The sequence below is a fragment of the Kitasatospora kazusensis genome (assembly GCF_039529945.1).
GTDB lineage: Bacteria > Actinomycetota > Actinomycetes > Streptomycetales > Streptomycetaceae > Kitasatospora > Kitasatospora kazusensis.
The window spans coordinates 1-17,280 of the sequence record NZ_BAAANT010000014.1; the positions used below are offsets into that span (position 1 = coordinate 1).

Here is a 17,280-nt window from a genome sequence, read left to right on the forward strand (position 1 = left end):
GGCGGCCCGGCAGGCATGCGGGCCTGCCGGGCCGCCCGCAGCTCAGGCTGGATCCCCTGGCTCTGTTGCACGAACGGCCTGGCCGGTCGTGGCGAAGCCCGCCGGGGTCAGCCTCAGAAGGGGGGCGAGACGGCGCCGGCGCCGATGGCGGACTTCACGAGGCCGGGCGACCCGATCCCGAACGCCGCCGCCAGGGCGTAGGCCAGGGCCGCCTCGACCCCGGTGACTCCTGACCCGGCCGACCAGTGCGCTCTCGTGCCGGCGCCGGCCAGTGCTTGGAGGTCACCGATCGGCACCCCGTCACGCAGCAGGACGCTGCGGGTGCTCGTGGTGGGGCACAGGCGGTAGTCGTGGCCGCCGTAACGGACGTCGACCCGACGCGAGCGCCTGCTGACGAATCCGAGGCCCGGCCGGACGGGGACGGGCTCGCCGTCGACGAGCAGTTCGAGGTCGGCGGGGGCGCGACTGCCGATCGGCGTGCGGTGGTCGGAGGTGGTGCCGGGCCTGCGCCGGATGCTCACCGGGGGCAGCGACTGCCCGCGGACCGTCGCTGCCGCGGTGTCGTGGTCGACCGTCAGTTCCACGGTGCCGAATACGGGGTCGTCCACGGTTGCGCTGAGCATGTCGTCTCCTGGGGTGTCGTGGTCCACGGTCTAGCGCTTCTCGTACGAGAAGCCGGCCGTGCTGGAGCTGAACGGGCACCGGGCGACCGACTTCTTGCCGACGCCCGCCCACGGCCCCCACACCGAGAAGGTGATGTCGTGGGGGTTGCCGCGCCCGCGTTCCACGGTGCACTTGATGACGGCGCGGTGCTCGTTCACGTTCAGCGGTCCCGGGCTGACGCAGTACGAGGTGGCCTCGCCCCGGCCGAGGTTGAGCTGCGCGCTGACGCTGCAGGAGGCAGGCACGCTCGCCTGAGCCTGCGAGGGGGCCGCGAGCGCGCCGGACGCGCCGAGTATGAGGGCCAGGCCCGGAAGAACGGTCCTGCGCATGGGGGAGAACAAACGGATCACTTCCTTGGGATCGTGACCTGCGGCCAGAGGGCCGCGGGGCGTCGGCACGGGTGCAACGCACGCCCGGCCCGGACAGACAGGCGGTTGGGTCCGCGTGGCCGGGGCGGTACTTCGAGTGCCCTCCGGCCGGTGCGACGTCTGTCCGATGTGGACCGGCTGGGGAAGCACGGTCAGAGCCGGAATCCGCGGGGACCGCCGTAACTCAACGGTGCGCAGGTCATCCGGTCCGGTACGAGCGCCGCACCGCGCCGGTGGCGCACGCAGTCGGGCGACTGCGAACGGCTCAGGGCGAGTTCGGCGGCTCGCTCGGGCGAATCGCTCGTCAGGAACCAGGTCTGGGTGCCGGTCACCGGGCCGGCTCCGGTCGCCTGAACGGTGGGGAGAGTGACGGCCCACCAGCTCATGGCCTTCTCCAATCTGCTCGATCGGCTACTGCTGCCCAGCCTTCTCCGGGGCGGGTGCTGCGGCAACGACGCAGTTCCCTCCTTTTACGCCACCCGCACCCCGCGCGGCATCCACTCGGTCGGCCCACGCCTCGCCCTCGCCCACTCCCCCGAGCGCCCGCCACACGCGCAGGGGGCAGTCGGCCGACGCGTGTCGGTCCGCTGCGCACGGGGGTGGGCGGCGGTACCGACGGAACCTGGCGTAAAAGGCGGGATTCGTCGCGTTGCGGCCCTGGGCCGCGAGGCGCAGGCTGGACGGTGTGAGCGTCCGCAACGTCCTGTTCATCCTGTACGACGGTGTCGTCGCACTGGACGCGGCCGGCCCGCTGGAGGTGTTCGCCGCCGCGAACGCCTACGCCGCCGGCCACCCGCCCGCGACGCCGGACGGAGCGGCGTACCGGATCCGCACGGCCAGCGCGCACGGGCGGGCGGTACGCACGACCAGCGGACTCACCCTCTCCCCCGACCTCGACCTGCAAGCGGCGCCCCTGCCCCACACCGTCGTCGTCCCGGGCGGGTCCACCGCACCGGACGGCAGCGTGGTCCCGGACGCGGACGCGGTCGCCTGGCTGCGCGGCAACGCCCGGCGCTGCCGACGGATCGCCTCGGTGTGCACAGGGGCGTTCCTGCTGGCCGAGGCGGGCCTGCTGAACGGGCGCCGCGCCACCACCCACTGGAGCCGCACCGCCGAACTCGCCGCCCGCCACCCCGGCGTGCGGGTCGAGGACGAGCCGATCTTCGTACGCGACGGACGCGTCTGGACCTCCGCCGGCATCACCAGCGGCATCGACCTGGCTCTGGCCCTCGTCGAGGAGGACCTCGGCCGCGATGCGTCGCTGACCATCGCCCGCCACCTCGTCGTCTTCCTGCGCCGCCACGGCAACCAACAGCAGTTCTCCACCCAGCTGAGGGCCCAGAGCGCCGAACGGCCAGGCCTGCGCGAGGTCCAGCAGTGGATCGCCGACCACCCCGACTCCGACCTCGGCATCGAGGCACTGGCCCGCCGCGCCAACCTGTCCCCAAGGCACTTCACCCGGGCCTTCACCGCCGAAACCGGTATCCCGCCCGGCCGCTACGTCGACCGCACCCGCCTGGAGACCGCCCGTCGGCTCCTGGAGGACAGCACCGACAGCATCGAGCACATCGCCCGCCGCGCCGGCTACCCCACCCAGGAAGCCATGCGCCGCGCCTTCCACCGCACCCTGGGACTCAGCCCGCTCCAGTACCGTGCCAAGGCATGAAACCCGGAGCCGTCCTCGACTCCCCAAGGCACACCGACAGCCCCGCAGCTTCCCCCATCAGCCGTTCTTCGGTATCGGTCACGCCGCCGGCCTACCCAGCCGCATGGCGTCCCGCACTCCGCCCGGGCGCATTGCGGCGCCCTCGCGCCCTCCTGACGCGCCGCCTAGAAGTGCGGGCCGATCACCAGCACGGTGACCGCTCCCGGCTGCTCGCCGTGCTCGTCACCGGCCCGTACGTCCAGAGGATCCGCCAGGCGCTGCGGCCCTGGTCGACGTAGGAGTCCCCCACCCGCCGGTCCAGGTGGCCGGGGAGAGCGTGGTAGCGGTGGGTGCGCAGTCCGGGGTGGCGCGGGTCGGCGGCGAGCCGCTCCAGCGCGCGGCGGATCCGGCGCGGCCGGCGGGGGTCGGCGCGGCGGCCGGACTCCAGGCAGTGCAGGGTCCGGGCGGCGGGCCCGGCCGGTCAGCTGCTCTCGGCGGCCTTCGCGCAGGCGGAGGAGCTTGTGTGCCAGTACCGGAGCCGGCTGTCGCCGGGCCGGGGCGCTCAGCCGTCCGGGCGACACCGGGCCGGTCGCGCGCGCTGTCGGCCGGATACGAACTGCACCATGGCGAGATGACTGCTCGTCGCATGACCACAGCGGCATTGACCGCTGTGCTGCTGGCCGGCGTGGGCGGCACCCCCGCCCCCGCCCTCGTGGCGGCAGCAAGGCAACGGACCGCCATCAGCGACCCCGCCCGGTACGTCAACCCGTTCGTCGGCACCAGGCAGGGCGCCGTCGACTACGGCAACGGCGGCGGCGCGGGCAACACCTTCCCCGGGGCCGGCGCCCCGCTGGGCATGGTCCAGTGGAGCCCGGACACGGTCACCTACCAGCACGGCGGCTACCTCTACGACGACCAGCGGATCCGCGGCTTCAGCCTCACCCACATCTCCGGCGCGGGCTGCGGCGACTACGGCAACATCCCGTTCCTGCCGATCCTGGGCGACACCCCGGTCGGCCACGAGACCTTCTCGCACGACCACGAGTCCGCGGCGCCGGGCAGCTACACCGTGACCTTCGACAACGGGCTGCGCACCGAGCTGACCGCCACCCAGCACTCGGGCATCGCCCGGTTCACCTACCCGGCCGGGCAGACCGCCTCGCTCACGGTGGACGCCGGCCGCGCCTTCAACCACGCCGACGGCACCCTGACCATCGGCACCGACAGCATCTCCGGCTACACCGACAGCGGCGGCTTCTGCGGGACGGGCAACCGCTACCGGATCTACTTCACCGCCCGCTTCGACCACCCGTTCATCCGGGCCGGCATCGTGCACGACGGCCGGCTGGACACCGGCCGACGGTCCGCCACCGGCGGGAGCGAGGGCATCGCCCCGCAGCCGCCGCGCACCGCCGCGGCCCAGGCCCTGCCGGACGGACACCGAACCCCCCGGCAGGCGCCGCACCCCGACGCCCCGGACACCGGCTCGGGCGCGCAGGCGCTGGTCTCCTTCGACACCGGCTCCGGCGCCCCGGTCACCGCCCGGGTCGGCATCTCCTTCACCAGCGCCGAGGGCGCCCGGGCCAACCTCGACGCCGAGCAGGCGGCCGGCCCCGGCCTCGACCGGGTCCGTGACACCACCCGGGCCGCCTGGAACGACATGCTGGGCCGGATCGCGGTGGCCGGCGGGACGACCAAACAGCTGCGCACCTTCTACACCGCGCTCTACCACGCCTTCCTGCACCCGAGCGTGCTCAGCGATGTGGACGGCCGCTACCCGGGCTTCGACGGCACGGTCCACAGCACCGCCCCCGGAAGAGCCCAGTATGCCGACTTCTCCGGCTGGGACGTCTACCGCAGCCAGGTCCAGCTGATCGCCCTGCTGGCCCCCGGGAAAGCCTCCGACATCGCCCAGAGCATCCTCAACCAGGGCGCCCAGGCCGGCTACTTCGACCGCTGGACACTGGCCGACGGCGGCACCGCAGTGATGACCGGCGACCCGCTGCCGATGATCGCGGCCGCCGTCCACGCCTTCGGCGCCACCGACTTCGACGCCGCCGGCCTGCTCAAACTCGCCCTGGCCGGCCGCGGCGACAGCCGCGAACGCCCCGGACACGCGGCCTACGACAGCCTCGGCTACCTGCCGGTGAACACCCCGGGCGAATGGGGAACAGTCGCGAGCACGCTGGAGTACACCAGCGCCGACTTCGCCCTCGCGCAGCTCGCCGGGCGCCTGGGCGACACCGCCGACCACGACGCGCTGCTGCGCCGCTCGGCCGGCTGGCGCAACCTGTTCAACCCCGCCGGCGGCTACCTCCAGCCCCGCGACGCCGAGCACGGCTGGCCCGACTTCCGGCCCACCCAGCGGGACGGCTACACCGAGGGCGACGGCTCCCAGTACACCTGGATGGTCCCGTTCAACCACCGCGGCCTGTTCGACGCGATGGGCGGCGACCGGGCAGTGGTGACGCGGCTGGACGGCTTCTTCGAGCAGCTGAACGCCGGCCCGGACTCGGCGCACGCCTATCTGGGCAACGAACCCTCGCTCAACACCCCCTGGACCTACGACTACGCGGGCCGTCCGGACCGTACCGCCGACGTGGTACGACGCGCGGTGACCACGCTGTTCGGCGACACGCCCGACGGCGAAGCCGGCAACGACGACCTGGGCGAGATGTCCTCCTGGGCCGTCTGGGGCTCGATCGGTCTCTACCCGCAGGTTCCCGGCCGCGCCGAACTGGTGCTGGCCAGCCCGCTCTTCCCCCGGATCACCATCACCCGCGGCACCGGTGCCGCGATCGACATCAGCGCGCCCGGCGCCTCCGAACAGGTCCGGTACGTGCACGCGCTGCGGGTCGACGGGGCCCCCTCCGGCCGTCCCTGGGTCGGCGCCGAGCTGGCCGCCCGGGGCGGCACGATGGAGTACCGGCTGGCCGCCGACCCCGACCCGGCCTGGGGCCGCGACCCGCGCGACGCGCCGCCCTCCTTCGACGTCGGCCCGGCCCACCCGGTGACCGGCGAGGTCACCGGCGCGGGCGGCAAGTGCCTGGACGTCCGGCGCGGCACCGCCGCCGCCGTGCCCGCCCGGCTCCGGGACTGCGACGGCACCGACGCCCAGCGCTGGACACCGGCCGGCGACGGCACCCTGCGCGCCCTCGGCCGCTGCCTGGACGGCTACCGCAGCGGCACCGCCGACGGCACCCCCGTCAGCCTCAGGGACTGCGACGGCACCGGCGCCCAGCAGTGGTGGCCACGCCCGGACGGTTCGCTGTACAACCCGTCGGCCGGCCGCTGCCTGGACCTGCCGGGCGGGCGCACCGCCGACGGCACCGGACTCCAGCTCTGGGACTGCAACGGGGAGGCCTGGCAGCGCTGGCGGACACCGCGCTGAGGCACGCCGCGGATCAACCGGCCGCCGGGCCGGCCGGGCACTGCGCCGGGCCGGCCACGGGGAACCTGCGCAGGACTGCTTCGGCGTTGCGGCCGGCCCGCCGCATCACGTACTCGGCGTAGTGGTGGCCGGGGAACCTCCCGGTGGCCGCGCACCGGGCGGGACGGTCAGGAGCAGGCCGAGGGTGTCGGACGTCCGTACGCCGGGCCCGTTGTGGATCATCAGCTGTCGGACCGGGCGGTGGACGCCCACCGCCCGGTACGGCGCACGCCGGCCGGCACCGGACTCCACGACGGTCCCGCCGACGTGTGCGAGAGCTCCGGCGCAAAGCCGCGCGGGTCCGACGGCGAAGGCGGTCACGCCCACCGGCCGGTGCACTACCCGGCGAAGGCCGCCCTGCCCGAGCCCGTCGACTCCCTCAAGGGCGTCAGCTCCCGCTGTCCGCGCGCCGAGTACACCGGCCGGACCAACCGGATCGGCACGGGGTCCGCGTTCCGGGCACCCTCCCACTTCGCGGGTCCTGCGGCGGCGCACCGCCGAGCATCGTCAAGGATCGCCTTCCCGCCCGGCCCGAAGGCCGGGATTCCCGAAGATCAAGGGACGGCCCCCGCTCTGGACAGTGCTGTCGGCACACTCCCCCGGTCGGCCCCCGGAACGCCCGCACCGCTCCAAGCACCCGCCCCGGAAGAGGAGTTGTGACGGGAGCGGCCCGGGGTGTCCCGGCTGCAGAGCGGAACCGCCGCCGGCCGGGGCCGAACCGCCGGGGAGGAGGCGTCGCCGCTGGTGGCCACCAGCCCGTGGCGGGCGCCGGGTCCGGTACGGCTGCGGCGTCCGCCTGCCGGTTCCGGCGGGCACGGACGCGGAACGGCCGTCCGCGCCGCGGCTACAGCCGCTCCCACCGCTCCTTGGTGATCTCGTACCGCACGCCTCCGTGCTCGGAGCCCTCGATCATCTGCATGTCGGAGGGGACGGGGACGGTCTCCGCGAGCGTCATGCCGAGCTTGTCCATGACGTTGCGCGAACCGAGGTTCACCGACATCGTCTCGGCCCAGACCGTCCGCACGCCGAGCTGCGTGAACGCCTTGCCGAGCAGGGCCCGCGACCCCTCGGTGGCATAGCCCCTGCCCCACGCCGCCTGCCGCAGCCGGTAGCCGAGTTCGACCTCGTCCAGCGGGCCCTGCGGCCCGGGACGCAGGATGAACCAGCCGATGAACGCCCCGCCGTCCTTCTCGTGCGCGGCGAACAGTCCGAGCTCGCCGCCCCACTTCTCGTAGCCGGCGAGGATGTTCGGCAGATGCCGCTCGCGGACGACCTCCGGCGCGGTCGCACTGCCGCCGCTCAGGTAGCGCATCACCGCCGGGTCACTGTCCAGCTCGATCAGCAGGTCCGCGTCACCGGCGGTGAAGCGGCGCAAGGCCAGACGCCCGGTCTCCAGATAAGTGTCCACGGATCGATCATGCCCGAGGCGGCCCGGACAGCCCAACGGATTTTCCCCGGCGGCACGGCACCTTGCCGGAAGTGTTCACGAGTACAACTGCCCAGGGCCCCGGCGCTCCTGGCCGCCACTGCCCGGGCCCCGGGAGATCGCCTCCCGCACGCGCACAGCCGGCCCCCGGCCGCCGGGACGGAGCCCGCGGTGTCCGGAACCAGAAGGCCTTGACGGTTCGGCACCGCCGGCCGGGGTCGCGGTCACCTGCACCGCTCAGCTCTACACCTACCAGAGCGGCCCGACCGGGCCGAGCCGCACGGCGCCGTCCGTCCTGCCCGCACGGCGCCGGGCGGGACGGACGGACCATGCAGGACGGACGGGCAGGACAGGCAGGACAGGCAGGGCTCGTACGCCGGGTACAGGCACCCCGGCACGCGACCGCGCCCTTCCCGCTCCCGGACGCAGCGTCGTACCCGGCCACGATCCGCAGCCGGGCTCACTGGTGCCACTGTCACCGTCCGGCAGTGTCAGCGGACGAAGATCCGGTGCTGGGTGTTCGTGGTGGCCGGCTGGTCACGGTCCAGGCGGACGCCCGGGTACGTCCTTCCCGCGTTGCGTACGCCGAAGCTGGTGGCCACGGCCAGCAAGCCGGTCACACCCGCCAGGCCGGCAACCGCGCCGCCGCCGCCGATGAGGCAGGCGATGACGACGAGGACGATCCCCGCCGCGAGCAAGAGCCGGCCGAGCGTGCCACGGGTCCGCTGCTTCTGCGCGGCGGTCGGCTCTGATTCCAGCACCACCCTGACGGGGACGCGGCAGTCCCCGCAGAACGCGTCGAGGACCACCGACCCCGACTCCGGGCGCCGGCCCGCGCCGAGCGGGAACAGGTGCCACTGCGACCGATAGGTCGTGCTACGCACCCCCTCGGTGCGGGTCATGCTCGTTCGATGGCCCAGGCGAAACTGTGAGACTTCATTGGGCACGCTCAATGGATCTCGCTCCGTCTCCCGTGCGCGGCCCCCACACGTCCGCGCGAGCCGCGACGCTAACAAACGCGCGTGTACACGGAGAGGCCACCGGGCAACGCCCAGGCGACAGGCAGGGCCGGCGGGGCGCCCTGGACGAAGCGGCAGTCCGGACGTTCAGGCACCACGAGAACGCCTACCGCGGTGGCCACGGCCTGATCTGGAGCGGTGGAGGCCCCGGCGCTCTGCCTCTCGACGTCGACATCGACGGCTTCATCCGGATCGCCACATCGGAAGAGGTGCACAGGACCCTCCGAACGCGCGCCTGCTCCGTCGGCGGCACACAGCGCAAGGCGTCGGCCGCGGCGAAATCGAGGACCCGCCGAATCCCGCGCGGCCGACGCCGGGGGCGGCCCGGCCTGTCAGTCGTGCGTGCGAGTCTTCAGGCAACCGTACGCGACGCGAACCGGGTCGGACTCCCGGACGAGGCGCGGTCCCCGCCCTCGGGCAGGGAGCAGTCAAGCTTGGAGGCACCATGAAGCTTCTTCTCACGTCCGCAGGCGTCAAGAACACGAGCATCCACGACGCGCTGGTCGACCTCCTCGGCAAACCGGTCGCCGAGTCCAACGCCCTCTGCATCCCGACCGCGGGGTACGGGCACCCCATGGGGACTCCGGCCGGGGCCTGGCGCTTCATCACCGGACAGTCCACCACCCCGATGTGCGAGCTGGGGTGGAAGTCGATGGGTGTCCTGGAGCTCACCGCGCTGCCCAGCATCGGCGCGCGGCGCTGGATCCCCTGGGTCCAGGAGGCGGATGTGCTGCTGGTGAACGGCGGCGACGCGCTGTACCTGTGCCACTGGATGCGGCAGTCGGGGCTGGCGGACCTGCTGCCGTCGCTGCAGGAGCTGGTCTGGGTGGGGCTCAGTGCCGGGAGCATGGTGATGGCCCCCCGCATCGGGGAGGACTTCGTGGAGTGGAAGCCGCCCACCGGGGATGACAGCACGCTGGGGATCGTCGACTTCTCGGTCTTCCCGCACCTGGACCACCCGGCCCTGCCGGAGAACACCATGGCCGATGCGGAGCGGTGGGCGGCCGGCCTCTCCAACCCGGCGTACGCGATCGACGACGACACCGCTATCAAGGTGAGCGGCGGGGTCGTCGAGGTCGTCTCCGAGGGGCACTGGAGGCTGTTCCCCGCCTGAGCCCTGTCCAGCCCGGCCCGGCCCGGGGAGCCCAGGACACCAACAGCGACACCAACAGCGGGGCCGGTGACGGCGGTGACGGGGAACCCCTTGACGGCGTCGTCACTGTCGGGGCCGGAGCTGACGGCGGGAGGCGTCGGGGACCGCGTCTGGTCCAAGAACCACCTGCCGTGGCTCATCAACCGGATAGGCCCGATGTACGGAGACCCGACCAGCACCATGATCTGGGCCTTCATGGACTACGACCCGTCGTACGCGGTTCAGGCCGACCTCGGCGCCACCCTCTTCATGGCGGAGCCGGACTTCCCGATGTACATCTACAAGTCCCACCCGTCCGATACGCCCTGCCGTCAGGCGGGATGTCAGTACTGCCCGTGGGGGGCTCGTTAACCCCGGTGCGAGCGGCTGCACAGGTCGATGACGGCGCACCGCCGAGTGCCCGAAGCGTCAGAGTTTGAAGCAGGAGGCGCGGGCGCGTCCGTGGGCCAGCGTGCTCGATTCCGGGTACAGGAAGCTGAGCGAGGCGTCGGCGGGCATGTCGGACGGCAGGGCCTTCCGGCAGGCGGCCTTCGCGGCGGCCTCGGGGTCGAGGCTGTCCCGGGGAAGCGCCGGGGTGGCATAGACCTGTCCGTCGTGCTGCTGGGAACACGGCACCAGCAGCACCCACTGGATCCCGCCCTCGGGATCCCGGTCGCGCACGGTGAAGCAGTCGCCCACCCCCAGGTCGAACACGCTGTCCGCCTGCCTGTGCGAGACCCCGCCCGAGTGGTCGCGCTGCACCTGGGGACCGGCCAGGTCCGACACGCCGAGCCCGAGCAAGACCCAGGCCACCGCCGCCGCCATCCCGACGACCGCCGCGCCCCTGCCCCGCTGCCCGCTGCGCCGCACCTGCACCAGGGCGATCACCCCGAAGACCACCGCGAACGGCGCCAGCGCGAGCAGCCCGCAGATCCGGGCCCAGCCCGCGAACCGGTTCACCCCCATCGGCGGGCCGTCCGCGTAGCGGGAGGCCGTCCCCGGCCTGTCCGTGACCGAGGTGTCCTGCTGCGTCATGCCCGCCCCTGCTTCGCTGTTCGTATGCCCGTCCGGATGCTGCGTCGCGAGACCCTAGCGGACCGCCCACGGCGCGCCTGTGGCGGGTGGCCGGCAGCGGGTGGCCGGCAGGCCTGCCGCCGCTCCCTGCCGCCGGATCCGATCGGGACGCGGGATCACGGCCGACGCCGGCGCAGCCGCTGGACGGCGCAGCCCGGTGCCGTCCGGGCGTGACGCGCGGGCGCTGGAGGAACTGGCCGGTGAACACGGGCTCAGGGCCCGGGTGGCGTCGGTCGACGATCCGGCCTCGCTGGATCGTGCCCTGGCGGGCACGGTGGCGGTCATCAACTGTGCGGGGCCCTTCGCTTCGACCACCGGCCCCGTGATCGACGCCGCGCTCCGCGCGAAGATCCCCTATCTGGACGTGGCAGCCGAGATCGAGGCCAACCTCGACACCTTCGCGCACTACCGCGAGCGGGCCCGGGAGTCGGGAGCGGTGATCGTCCCGGCCATGGCCTTCTTCGGCGGCCTCGGTGACCTGCTGGCCACCGCGGCGATGGGCGACTGGGCCGAGGCCGACGAGGCGCACATCGCCTACGCGCTCAGCAGCTGGCACCCCACCACCGGCACCCGGCTGTCGGGAGCTGTCTCCCGCGAGCGGCGCGGCGGGCACCGCCTGCGCTACGGCGGCGGGCGGTGGGAGCGGCGCACCGATGCCGCGCCGACCCTGGAGTGGGCTTTTCCGGAACCGGTCGGACCCCGGCCGCCGCACACGCCCCCGGGGACGCCGGCCCGCCGGGCGGGCCCCGGACCAGGGGCGTTCCGAAGTACCGCTGGCCGCAACGCCGGTGGGCTACGCTCTACGCCGTGACCACCGGGACGGCGCTGCGCCGTACACGGATCGGCGACCCGGTGCTCCGCTGAGGGCCGTAGGGGCGGGTGCGGGCCCGCTGTCCGAGCGAGGGCCCTGTGCTGCTGTGCGGGCTCCGTCTCCCGTCGTGTTGGTCCCGGGCCCGGCACATCAACCGCGACAGGAGAACCCATGCCCACGAAGACCCTGCGGATCCCCACCCCTGACGGCCAGGCCGACGCTTTCGCCGCCCTCCCGGACGACGGCGGGCCGCACCCCGGGGTGCTGATGTACGCGGACGCCTTCGGCATCCGGCCCGCGCTGCGGGAGATGGCCTGCGAACTGGCCGGGCACGGGTACTACGTGCTCGTCCCCAACTTCTTCTACCGGCACGGCCCGACACCGGTGATCGAACTTCCCGGGCACATCGCGGGGGAGAGCCGGTCCGCGCTGATCGCCCAGCTGATGCCCCTGATCAAGGCGCACACCACCGAACGCGTGCTGAGCGACGCCGACGCCTACCTCAACTTCCTCACCGCCCAGCCCGAGGTCGACGCCGGACCGGTCGCCGTGACCGGCTACTGCATCGGCGGCCTGCTGGCGATGCGCACCGCCGCGGCCCACCCCGGCCGGGTGGCCGCCGTCGCCGGATTCCACGGCCCCGCGGGCACCGACGACCCCGACAGCCTGCGCCACCTCACCGCGGAGGTCCACCTCGGCCACGCCGCAACCGACTTGACGCCCGAAACGCTCGGCGAGCTCAACAAGGTCCTGGACGCCGCTGGTGTCAACTACACCTCCGAGATCTACCCCGGCACCGTCCACGGCTTCACCATGTCCGACACCGACGCCTTCAACCCCGCCGCACGGCAGCTCCACTGGGACCGCCTGCTCCCCCTCCTCGGCCGCACCCTGAAGCAGCCGGCCCGGTAGGACACCACCTGCCACATCCCCTCGCGGAGCGGCCGGAGCCGCGACACGGGCCGGCCGGACGCCTGCGGGAACCCCGCGGGACCGGCCCCGGCCCGGCGGCAGGACACGGCAGCGCGCGGCGGTCAGGGTACGCCGTCCGCTGCAGGTGGCGTGCCGTGCCGGGAAGTTGAGTGGCCATCGGATCGCGTGGGCTGGACCGGGAAGGTCCACCGCAGTGCCGGGGAGTCCTCGGGCCGACGATGCCTTCTGCACCTAGAGTAGGGCGGTGGCTGCTCTCCGTCAGTGGAGGGCGTGACTGCCGGGCCGCTCGCGAGGCCGCCCGGGATCGGGGCGGGTGTGGTGGGCGGGGATGTGGTGCGGGAGTCCGCGGCGGCGGGGCGCGTGGTGTTCTGGGAGGAGTCGGCCCGGGACGGCGCGCAGGCCAAGACGCTGATGACGGCGGGGTTCCGGGTACGGCTGGCCCGGGAGCAGGGGCGGATCTTCGGGACGGACGGGCCGCGGCACGTGGTGTTCGCGGCGGGCTTCCCGGCGGTGTGCGCGGAGGAGTTCGACGCCGTGCGGCAGGTCGCGGTCGAGGCCGAGGGGGCGGTGAGCGTCGCGGCGGTGTGCCGGGGAAGATCCGAGGATGTGCGCCAGGCCGTCGCCTCGGTCCGCGGCACGGCGCACGCACGGGTGATGGTGGTCGTACCCGGCTCGGAGGCGATGGCCCGGGTGATGACCCGTCGCACCGCGCGCGAGGCGTTGGAGCAGGGCGTGGCGCTGGTCAAGGACGCGCGGAACCTGGACACCGGGGTGGCGGTCGACGTCTGCGTGGCGGACGCGGCCCGGGCCGACCACGGCCTGCTCGCCGAGTACGCGGCGGCGTTCACCGCGGCCGGCGCGGGGACGGTACTGCTCGCCGACACCGTCGGTGACCAGCTGCCCGCCGAGGTCTCGCACCTGTTCAGCCGGGTACGGGCGGCGGCCGGCGACGACGTGGTCCTGGCCTCCCACCTGCACAACGACCTGGGGCTGGGGCTGGCCAACACGCTCGAGGCCCTGGCGGCGGGGGTACGGGTCGTCTCCAGCTCCTGGCTGGGCATCGCCGAGCGCAGTGGCATGGTGGCGACCGAGCAGCTGCTGTTCCTGCTCGCGCACCGGGCCGAGCACACTGCCCGGCTGCTGGGCACCGGCGCCGATCCGTGGTGGACTCCCCCGGACCTGACCCGGCTGCCGGGCATCGCCCGGATGGTGGCCGACGAGACGGGCGTGCCGCTGGGCGTGACGACTCCGATCGTCGGCACCGGGGTCGGCACGATCTCCACCGGCACCCCGTTCGTCCACCCGCGGCTCTTCCAGCCTTTCGACCCTGAGGAGTCGTTGGGGATCGCGCCGAGCGTGGTGCTCACCCAGCTGGCCAGTGCACGGGTGGTCAAGGCGGTGGCCGCCCGGCTCGGCAGGCCGCTGGACGACGCGCAGGCACACGCCGCGACGGCGTGGGTGAAGCGCCGGGCCTTCCGCACCGGGCGGGCCGTGGTCGACGACCACGCCTTCGACGCCTACCTCGAAGGACTGCGCACCGATCCGACGGAGAACGGGAGTTGAACCCCGACCTGGGAAGCGTCGACGCCGACGGCGCCCGCCGGGCCCTGCGCGGCGGCGCGGCGGTGGTCCTGCCCAACCCGGCGCCGCTGACCTACGTCGTGGCCGCGACCGACCCACGGGCGGTGAACGCCGCCAAGGGCCGACCGCTCGGGCAGGCCGTCGCGCTCTGGGCCCACGACCCCGCCGTGCTGGCCGCGCTGGACGGCGTGCTCGATCTCGCCCCGGGCCCGGCGGCCCTGGCCCACCGGCTGCTCACCGAGGAGCGGGTGACCCTGCTGGTGCCGCTGCGCTCCGACGTCCAACCGCCGCCCTGGCTCGCACCGGCCGCCCTGGACGGCTGGACGCTGCTGTTCGGCGCCCGTTGGACGCCGCTGCGGCCCGTCCTCGCCGAGCACCCGGTCCTGTACGTCAGCAGCGCCAACCGCACCGGCCACGCGCCGGCCGCGACGGCCGCCGAAGCCACCGCGATGTTCGACGCGACCGTACCCGTCCTCGGATGCGCCTCCCTGCCCGGCGCCGACCGCGACCCGGCCGAACCGCCCCGCTCGGCGACCACCACCCTGCGCCTGCACCCCGACGGCCGGCTCGACCTGCACCGCCGGGGCGCCCAGGACCGAGGGCATCCGAACGCCGACCGGTACCTGGCCCGGCTCCGCTGACCACCCGGCGCGGTCGAACCGGGCCCCTGCCGCGCTCCCCCGCCCGGCGACAGGCGCCCCGGCGGACGGCGGCGGGGTTTCCAGTGCTGGAAAAGCTACGTTGCCTTCAGTGTCCAGGCAACGGACTCCCTGCACATGCCTGCGACAAAGCGGAGGAAGAATCCGTAAGGCCATGGCATCGGGACCGGTTCAACGCAACAGCCTCGAGCCGCTTCGTTGCAACCGGCCGAAACCGAACGCTAGGCTGGAACCTACGGACCACGAAGGGGAGACCGCGATGCCGGGAGGCAGACTCACCCAGCAGGAGCGTCAGCAGATCGCGCTGGGAGTGACCGACGGCCTCGCCTACGCGGAGATCGCCCGGCGCCTGGAGCGCCCGACCTCGACCGTCACCCGCGAGGTCATGCGCAACGGCGGCCCCACCGCCTACCGCGCCGACCTCGCCCACCGCGCCACCGAACAGCGCGCCCACCGCCGCAGGAAGGCCGCGCCCCCCGGCTCGCACCCTCCCCCGCAGGCCCACGGACGCGACGCCGAAGCCGTCCGCGCTTACGAGGAGACCTTCACCACCGTCTTCGTGCAGTCGGGCCTGCCCACGATGACGGCCCGGGTGCTGGCCAGCCTCTTCACCACCGACGCGGGCAGCCTGACCGCCGCCGAACTCGCCGCCCGCCTGAGGATCAGCCCTGCTTCCGTCTCCAAGGCGATCACGTTCCTCGAAAGCCAGGGCCTGATCCGCCGCGAACGCGACGAACGCCGCCGCGAGCGCTACGTCGTCGACGACGACGTCATGTACCAGTCCACCCTGGCCAGCGCCCGCGCCACCGCCCACCTCGGCGACATCGCCCGACAAGGCGTGGGCATCCTCGGCCCCGGCACCCCCGCCGCCGCCCGCCTGCAGAACATCGCCCGCTTCGTCGACTTCATCTCCGAGAGCATCGCCCGCGCCGCGGACCAGGCCCGCGAGATCCTCCATACCAGGCCCGAAACGTCCCGACCCGCGACGACCGGACCCGCGGCGACCCCGGACAGCACCACCTGACCCTCGCTCGGACCGCGGGCGGCGGCCGGGCCTGCCACCCACCGGCCCGCGTGGTCAGCCGGCGGCGCCGAACCACCGGGTCAGCGGGCCGCGCAGATCCTGCTGGTCCTCACCGACCCACGCCACGTGGCCGTCCGGCCGCAGCAGCACCGCGGGGACGTCCAGTTCCTCGCCGGCGTCGACGACGTGGTCGACCCGGTCCGCCCAGCCCGCCACCGAGAGCCGGCCGGTCCGGTCCAGCAGCAGCCCGCGGCCGCCGTGCATCAGCTGGTAGAGGCGCCCCTGCTTCAGCTGCACGTCCCGCAGGCGCCGGCCGAGCAGTTCGTGGCCTTCGCCGAAGTCGTAGCGGATCCCGACCGCGGTGATCATCTCGGTCACGTACCGGTTGACCTCCTCGAAGTCCATCAGCTTCGAGAACAGCTCCCGCAGGGCGGTCGCACCCGGATCGGTCCCCATCAGTGTGATCTGCGCGCGGGTGTTCTCCAGCACGCGGGCGCCCACCGGGTGCCGTTCGGCGTGGTAGCTGTCCAGCAGCCCCTCCGGCGCCCAGCCGCCGACGGCGGCGGCCAGCTTCCAGCCGAGGTTGAAGGCGTCCTGCACGCCGAGGTTGAGCCCCTGCCCGCCGGTCGGCGGGTGGATGTGCGCCGCGTCGCCGGCCAGCAGCACCCGGCCGACCCGGTAGCGCTCGGCCTGCCGGGTGGCGTCGCCGAACCGGGAGAGCCAGCGCGGCGAGTGCACGCCGAAGTCGGTGCCCGCGCAGGCCCGCAGCTGCCGCTTGAACTCCTCGAAGGTCGGCGCGGACGTCCGGTCCCCGGACACGCCGTCGGCGGGCACGATCACCCGGTGCGTCCCGTCCCCGTTGGGAATCGTGCCGAACCGCAGCTGGGTCCTGCGGACCTCCGCGACGACGGCGGCGACCCGCTCCGGCTCCTCGGTCATCTCCATGTCGCCCAGCAGGGTCTCGACTCTGGCCGGCTCACCGGGGAAGCCGACACCGATCCGCTTGCGCACCGTACTGCGGCCGCCGTCGCACCCGACGAGGTAGCGCGAGCGCAGGTGCGTGCCGTCCGCCAGCTCGGCGGTCACGCCGTCCTCGTCCTGGCTCAGCCCGGCCAGCTCGCAGCCGCGCCGGATTTCGGCACCGAGTTCCACGGCACGCTCTTCGAGCAGTCGTTCGGTGACGGGCTGCGGGGTGGTGAGGCCGTACGGGTGGGCCGTGTCCACCCCGTCCGGCCACTGCTTATGGATACCGCCGAAGAATCCGCCGACCTGGAACTTCTCGCTGACCGCGAGGAACCGGTCCAGCAGCCCGCGCTGGTCCATCACCTCGACGCTGCGCGCGTGCAGGCCGCGTCCGCGGGACTGCCCGGTCGGCGCGGCCAACTTCTCCAGCACGACCACCCGCACACCGTGCAAGCGCAACTCACAGGCCAGCATCAGGCCGGTCGGTCCGCTGCCGACCACGACCACGTCAATCATCAGAACACCCGTTCACCGAGAATGGATTTCGGCCGG

Annotated in this window: 15 protein-coding genes and 1 pseudogene; 9 read left to right on the forward strand and 7 right to left on the reverse strand. The window is 73.7% G+C overall.

Features of this window, described 5'->3' with window-relative positions:
- Positions 1-113: 113 nt before the first annotated feature.
- The 3 genes from ABD330_RS14415 to ABD330_RS14425 all read right to left on the reverse strand — a co-directional run bounded on the left by ABD330_RS14415 (position 114) and on the right by ABD330_RS14425 (position 1,417).
- Positions 114-623 carry a hypothetical protein gene (locus ABD330_RS14415; RefSeq protein ID WP_344464804.1) on the reverse strand — a complete coding sequence of 170 codons (510 nt, stop codon included), beginning with the start codon at positions 621-623 and terminating at the stop codon, positions 114-116.
- A 30-nt stretch (positions 624-653) separates the two neighbouring features.
- Positions 654-992 carry a hypothetical protein gene (locus ABD330_RS14420; RefSeq protein WP_344464806.1) on the reverse strand — a complete coding sequence of 113 codons (339 nt, stop codon included), beginning with the start codon at positions 990-992 and terminating at the stop codon, positions 654-656.
- Positions 993-1,183: 191 nt separating this feature from the next.
- Complete coding sequence (locus ABD330_RS14425) at positions 1,184-1,417, reverse strand: hypothetical protein (protein ID WP_344464808.1); 234 nt, start codon at positions 1,415-1,417, stop codon at positions 1,184-1,186.
- 299 nt (positions 1,418-1,716) lie between these two features.
- On the opposite strand from ABD330_RS14425, the gene ABD330_RS14430 reads away from it, so the two are divergent.
- On the forward strand, positions 1,717-2,697 hold the full coding sequence (locus tag ABD330_RS14430; protein WP_344464810.1) for a GlxA family transcriptional regulator: 981 nt from the start codon (positions 1,717-1,719) through the stop codon (positions 2,695-2,697).
- 610 nt (positions 2,698-3,307) lie between these two features.
- The gene (locus tag ABD330_RS14435; protein ID WP_344464812.1) at positions 3,308-6,067 is read left to right on the forward strand and encodes a GH92 family glycosyl hydrolase; all 2,760 of its coding nucleotides are present in this window, start codon (positions 3,308-3,310) and stop codon (positions 6,065-6,067) included.
- 883 nt (positions 6,068-6,950) lie between these two features.
- On the opposite strand, the gene ABD330_RS14440 is transcribed toward ABD330_RS14435, so the two are convergent.
- Positions 6,951-7,514: a GNAT family N-acetyltransferase gene (locus tag ABD330_RS14440; RefSeq protein WP_344464814.1), complete on the reverse strand. Its 564-nt coding sequence runs from the start codon at positions 7,512-7,514 to the stop codon at positions 6,951-6,953.
- A 509-nt stretch (positions 7,515-8,023) separates the two neighbouring features.
- Positions 8,024-8,434 carry a hypothetical protein gene (locus ABD330_RS14445; protein ID WP_344464816.1) on the reverse strand — a complete coding sequence of 137 codons (411 nt, stop codon included), beginning with the start codon at positions 8,432-8,434 and terminating at the stop codon, positions 8,024-8,026.
- 562 nt (positions 8,435-8,996) lie between these two features.
- On the opposite strand from ABD330_RS14445, the gene ABD330_RS14450 reads away from it, so the two are divergent.
- Together ABD330_RS14450 and ABD330_RS14455 are read left to right on the forward strand one after the other, a co-directional pair.
- Positions 8,997-9,665: a Type 1 glutamine amidotransferase-like domain-containing protein gene (locus tag ABD330_RS14450; protein ID WP_344464818.1), complete on the forward strand. Its 669-nt coding sequence runs from the start codon at positions 8,997-8,999 to the stop codon at positions 9,663-9,665.
- Positions 9,666-9,755: 90 nt separating this feature from the next.
- Positions 9,756-10,055 (forward strand): hypothetical protein, encoded by a 300-nt coding sequence (locus ABD330_RS14455; RefSeq protein WP_344464820.1) that lies wholly within the window; start codon positions 9,756-9,758, stop codon positions 10,053-10,055.
- Between the two features lie 57 nt (positions 10,056-10,112).
- Here ABD330_RS14455 and ABD330_RS14460 read toward each other — a convergent pair whose 3' ends face one another.
- A complete protein-coding gene (locus ABD330_RS14460; protein WP_344464822.1) occupies positions 10,113-10,718 on the reverse strand; it encodes a DUF4190 domain-containing protein in 606 nt (201 codons plus the stop codon).
- A 136-nt stretch (positions 10,719-10,854) separates the two neighbouring features.
- Here ABD330_RS14460 and ABD330_RS14465 point away from each other — a divergent pair.
- The 5 genes and pseudogenes from ABD330_RS14465 to ABD330_RS14485 form a co-directional block, all read left to right on the forward strand.
- Positions 10,855-11,463 (forward strand): annotated as a pseudogene (locus tag ABD330_RS14465) (saccharopine dehydrogenase NADP-binding domain-containing protein); the annotation flags it as partial.
- Positions 11,464-11,739: 276 nt separating this feature from the next.
- Positions 11,740-12,480 carry a dienelactone hydrolase family protein gene (locus ABD330_RS14470; RefSeq protein ID WP_344464824.1) on the forward strand — a complete coding sequence of 247 codons (741 nt, stop codon included), beginning with the start codon at positions 11,740-11,742 and terminating at the stop codon, positions 12,478-12,480.
- 291 nt (positions 12,481-12,771) lie between these two features.
- Positions 12,772-14,064 (forward strand): 2-isopropylmalate synthase, encoded by a 1,293-nt coding sequence (locus ABD330_RS14475; RefSeq protein WP_344464826.1) that lies wholly within the window; start codon positions 12,772-12,774, stop codon positions 14,062-14,064.
- A complete protein-coding gene (locus ABD330_RS14480; RefSeq protein WP_344464828.1) occupies positions 14,061-14,723 on the forward strand; it encodes a hypothetical protein in 663 nt (220 codons plus the stop codon). The genes ABD330_RS14475 and ABD330_RS14480 overlap by 4 nt, the downstream gene beginning before the upstream one ends.
- Before the next feature lie 277 nt (positions 14,724-15,000).
- Complete coding sequence (locus tag ABD330_RS14485) at positions 15,001-15,765, forward strand: GbsR/MarR family transcriptional regulator (protein WP_344464830.1); 765 nt, start codon at positions 15,001-15,003, stop codon at positions 15,763-15,765.
- A gap of 54 nt (positions 15,766-15,819) precedes the next feature.
- On the opposite strand, the gene rox is transcribed toward ABD330_RS14485, so the two are convergent.
- Positions 15,820-17,244, reverse strand: coding sequence for a rifampin monooxygenase (rox, locus tag ABD330_RS14490; RefSeq protein WP_344464833.1), 1,425 nt, complete (start codon positions 17,242-17,244; stop codon positions 15,820-15,822).
- Positions 17,245-17,280: the final 36 nt, after the last annotated feature.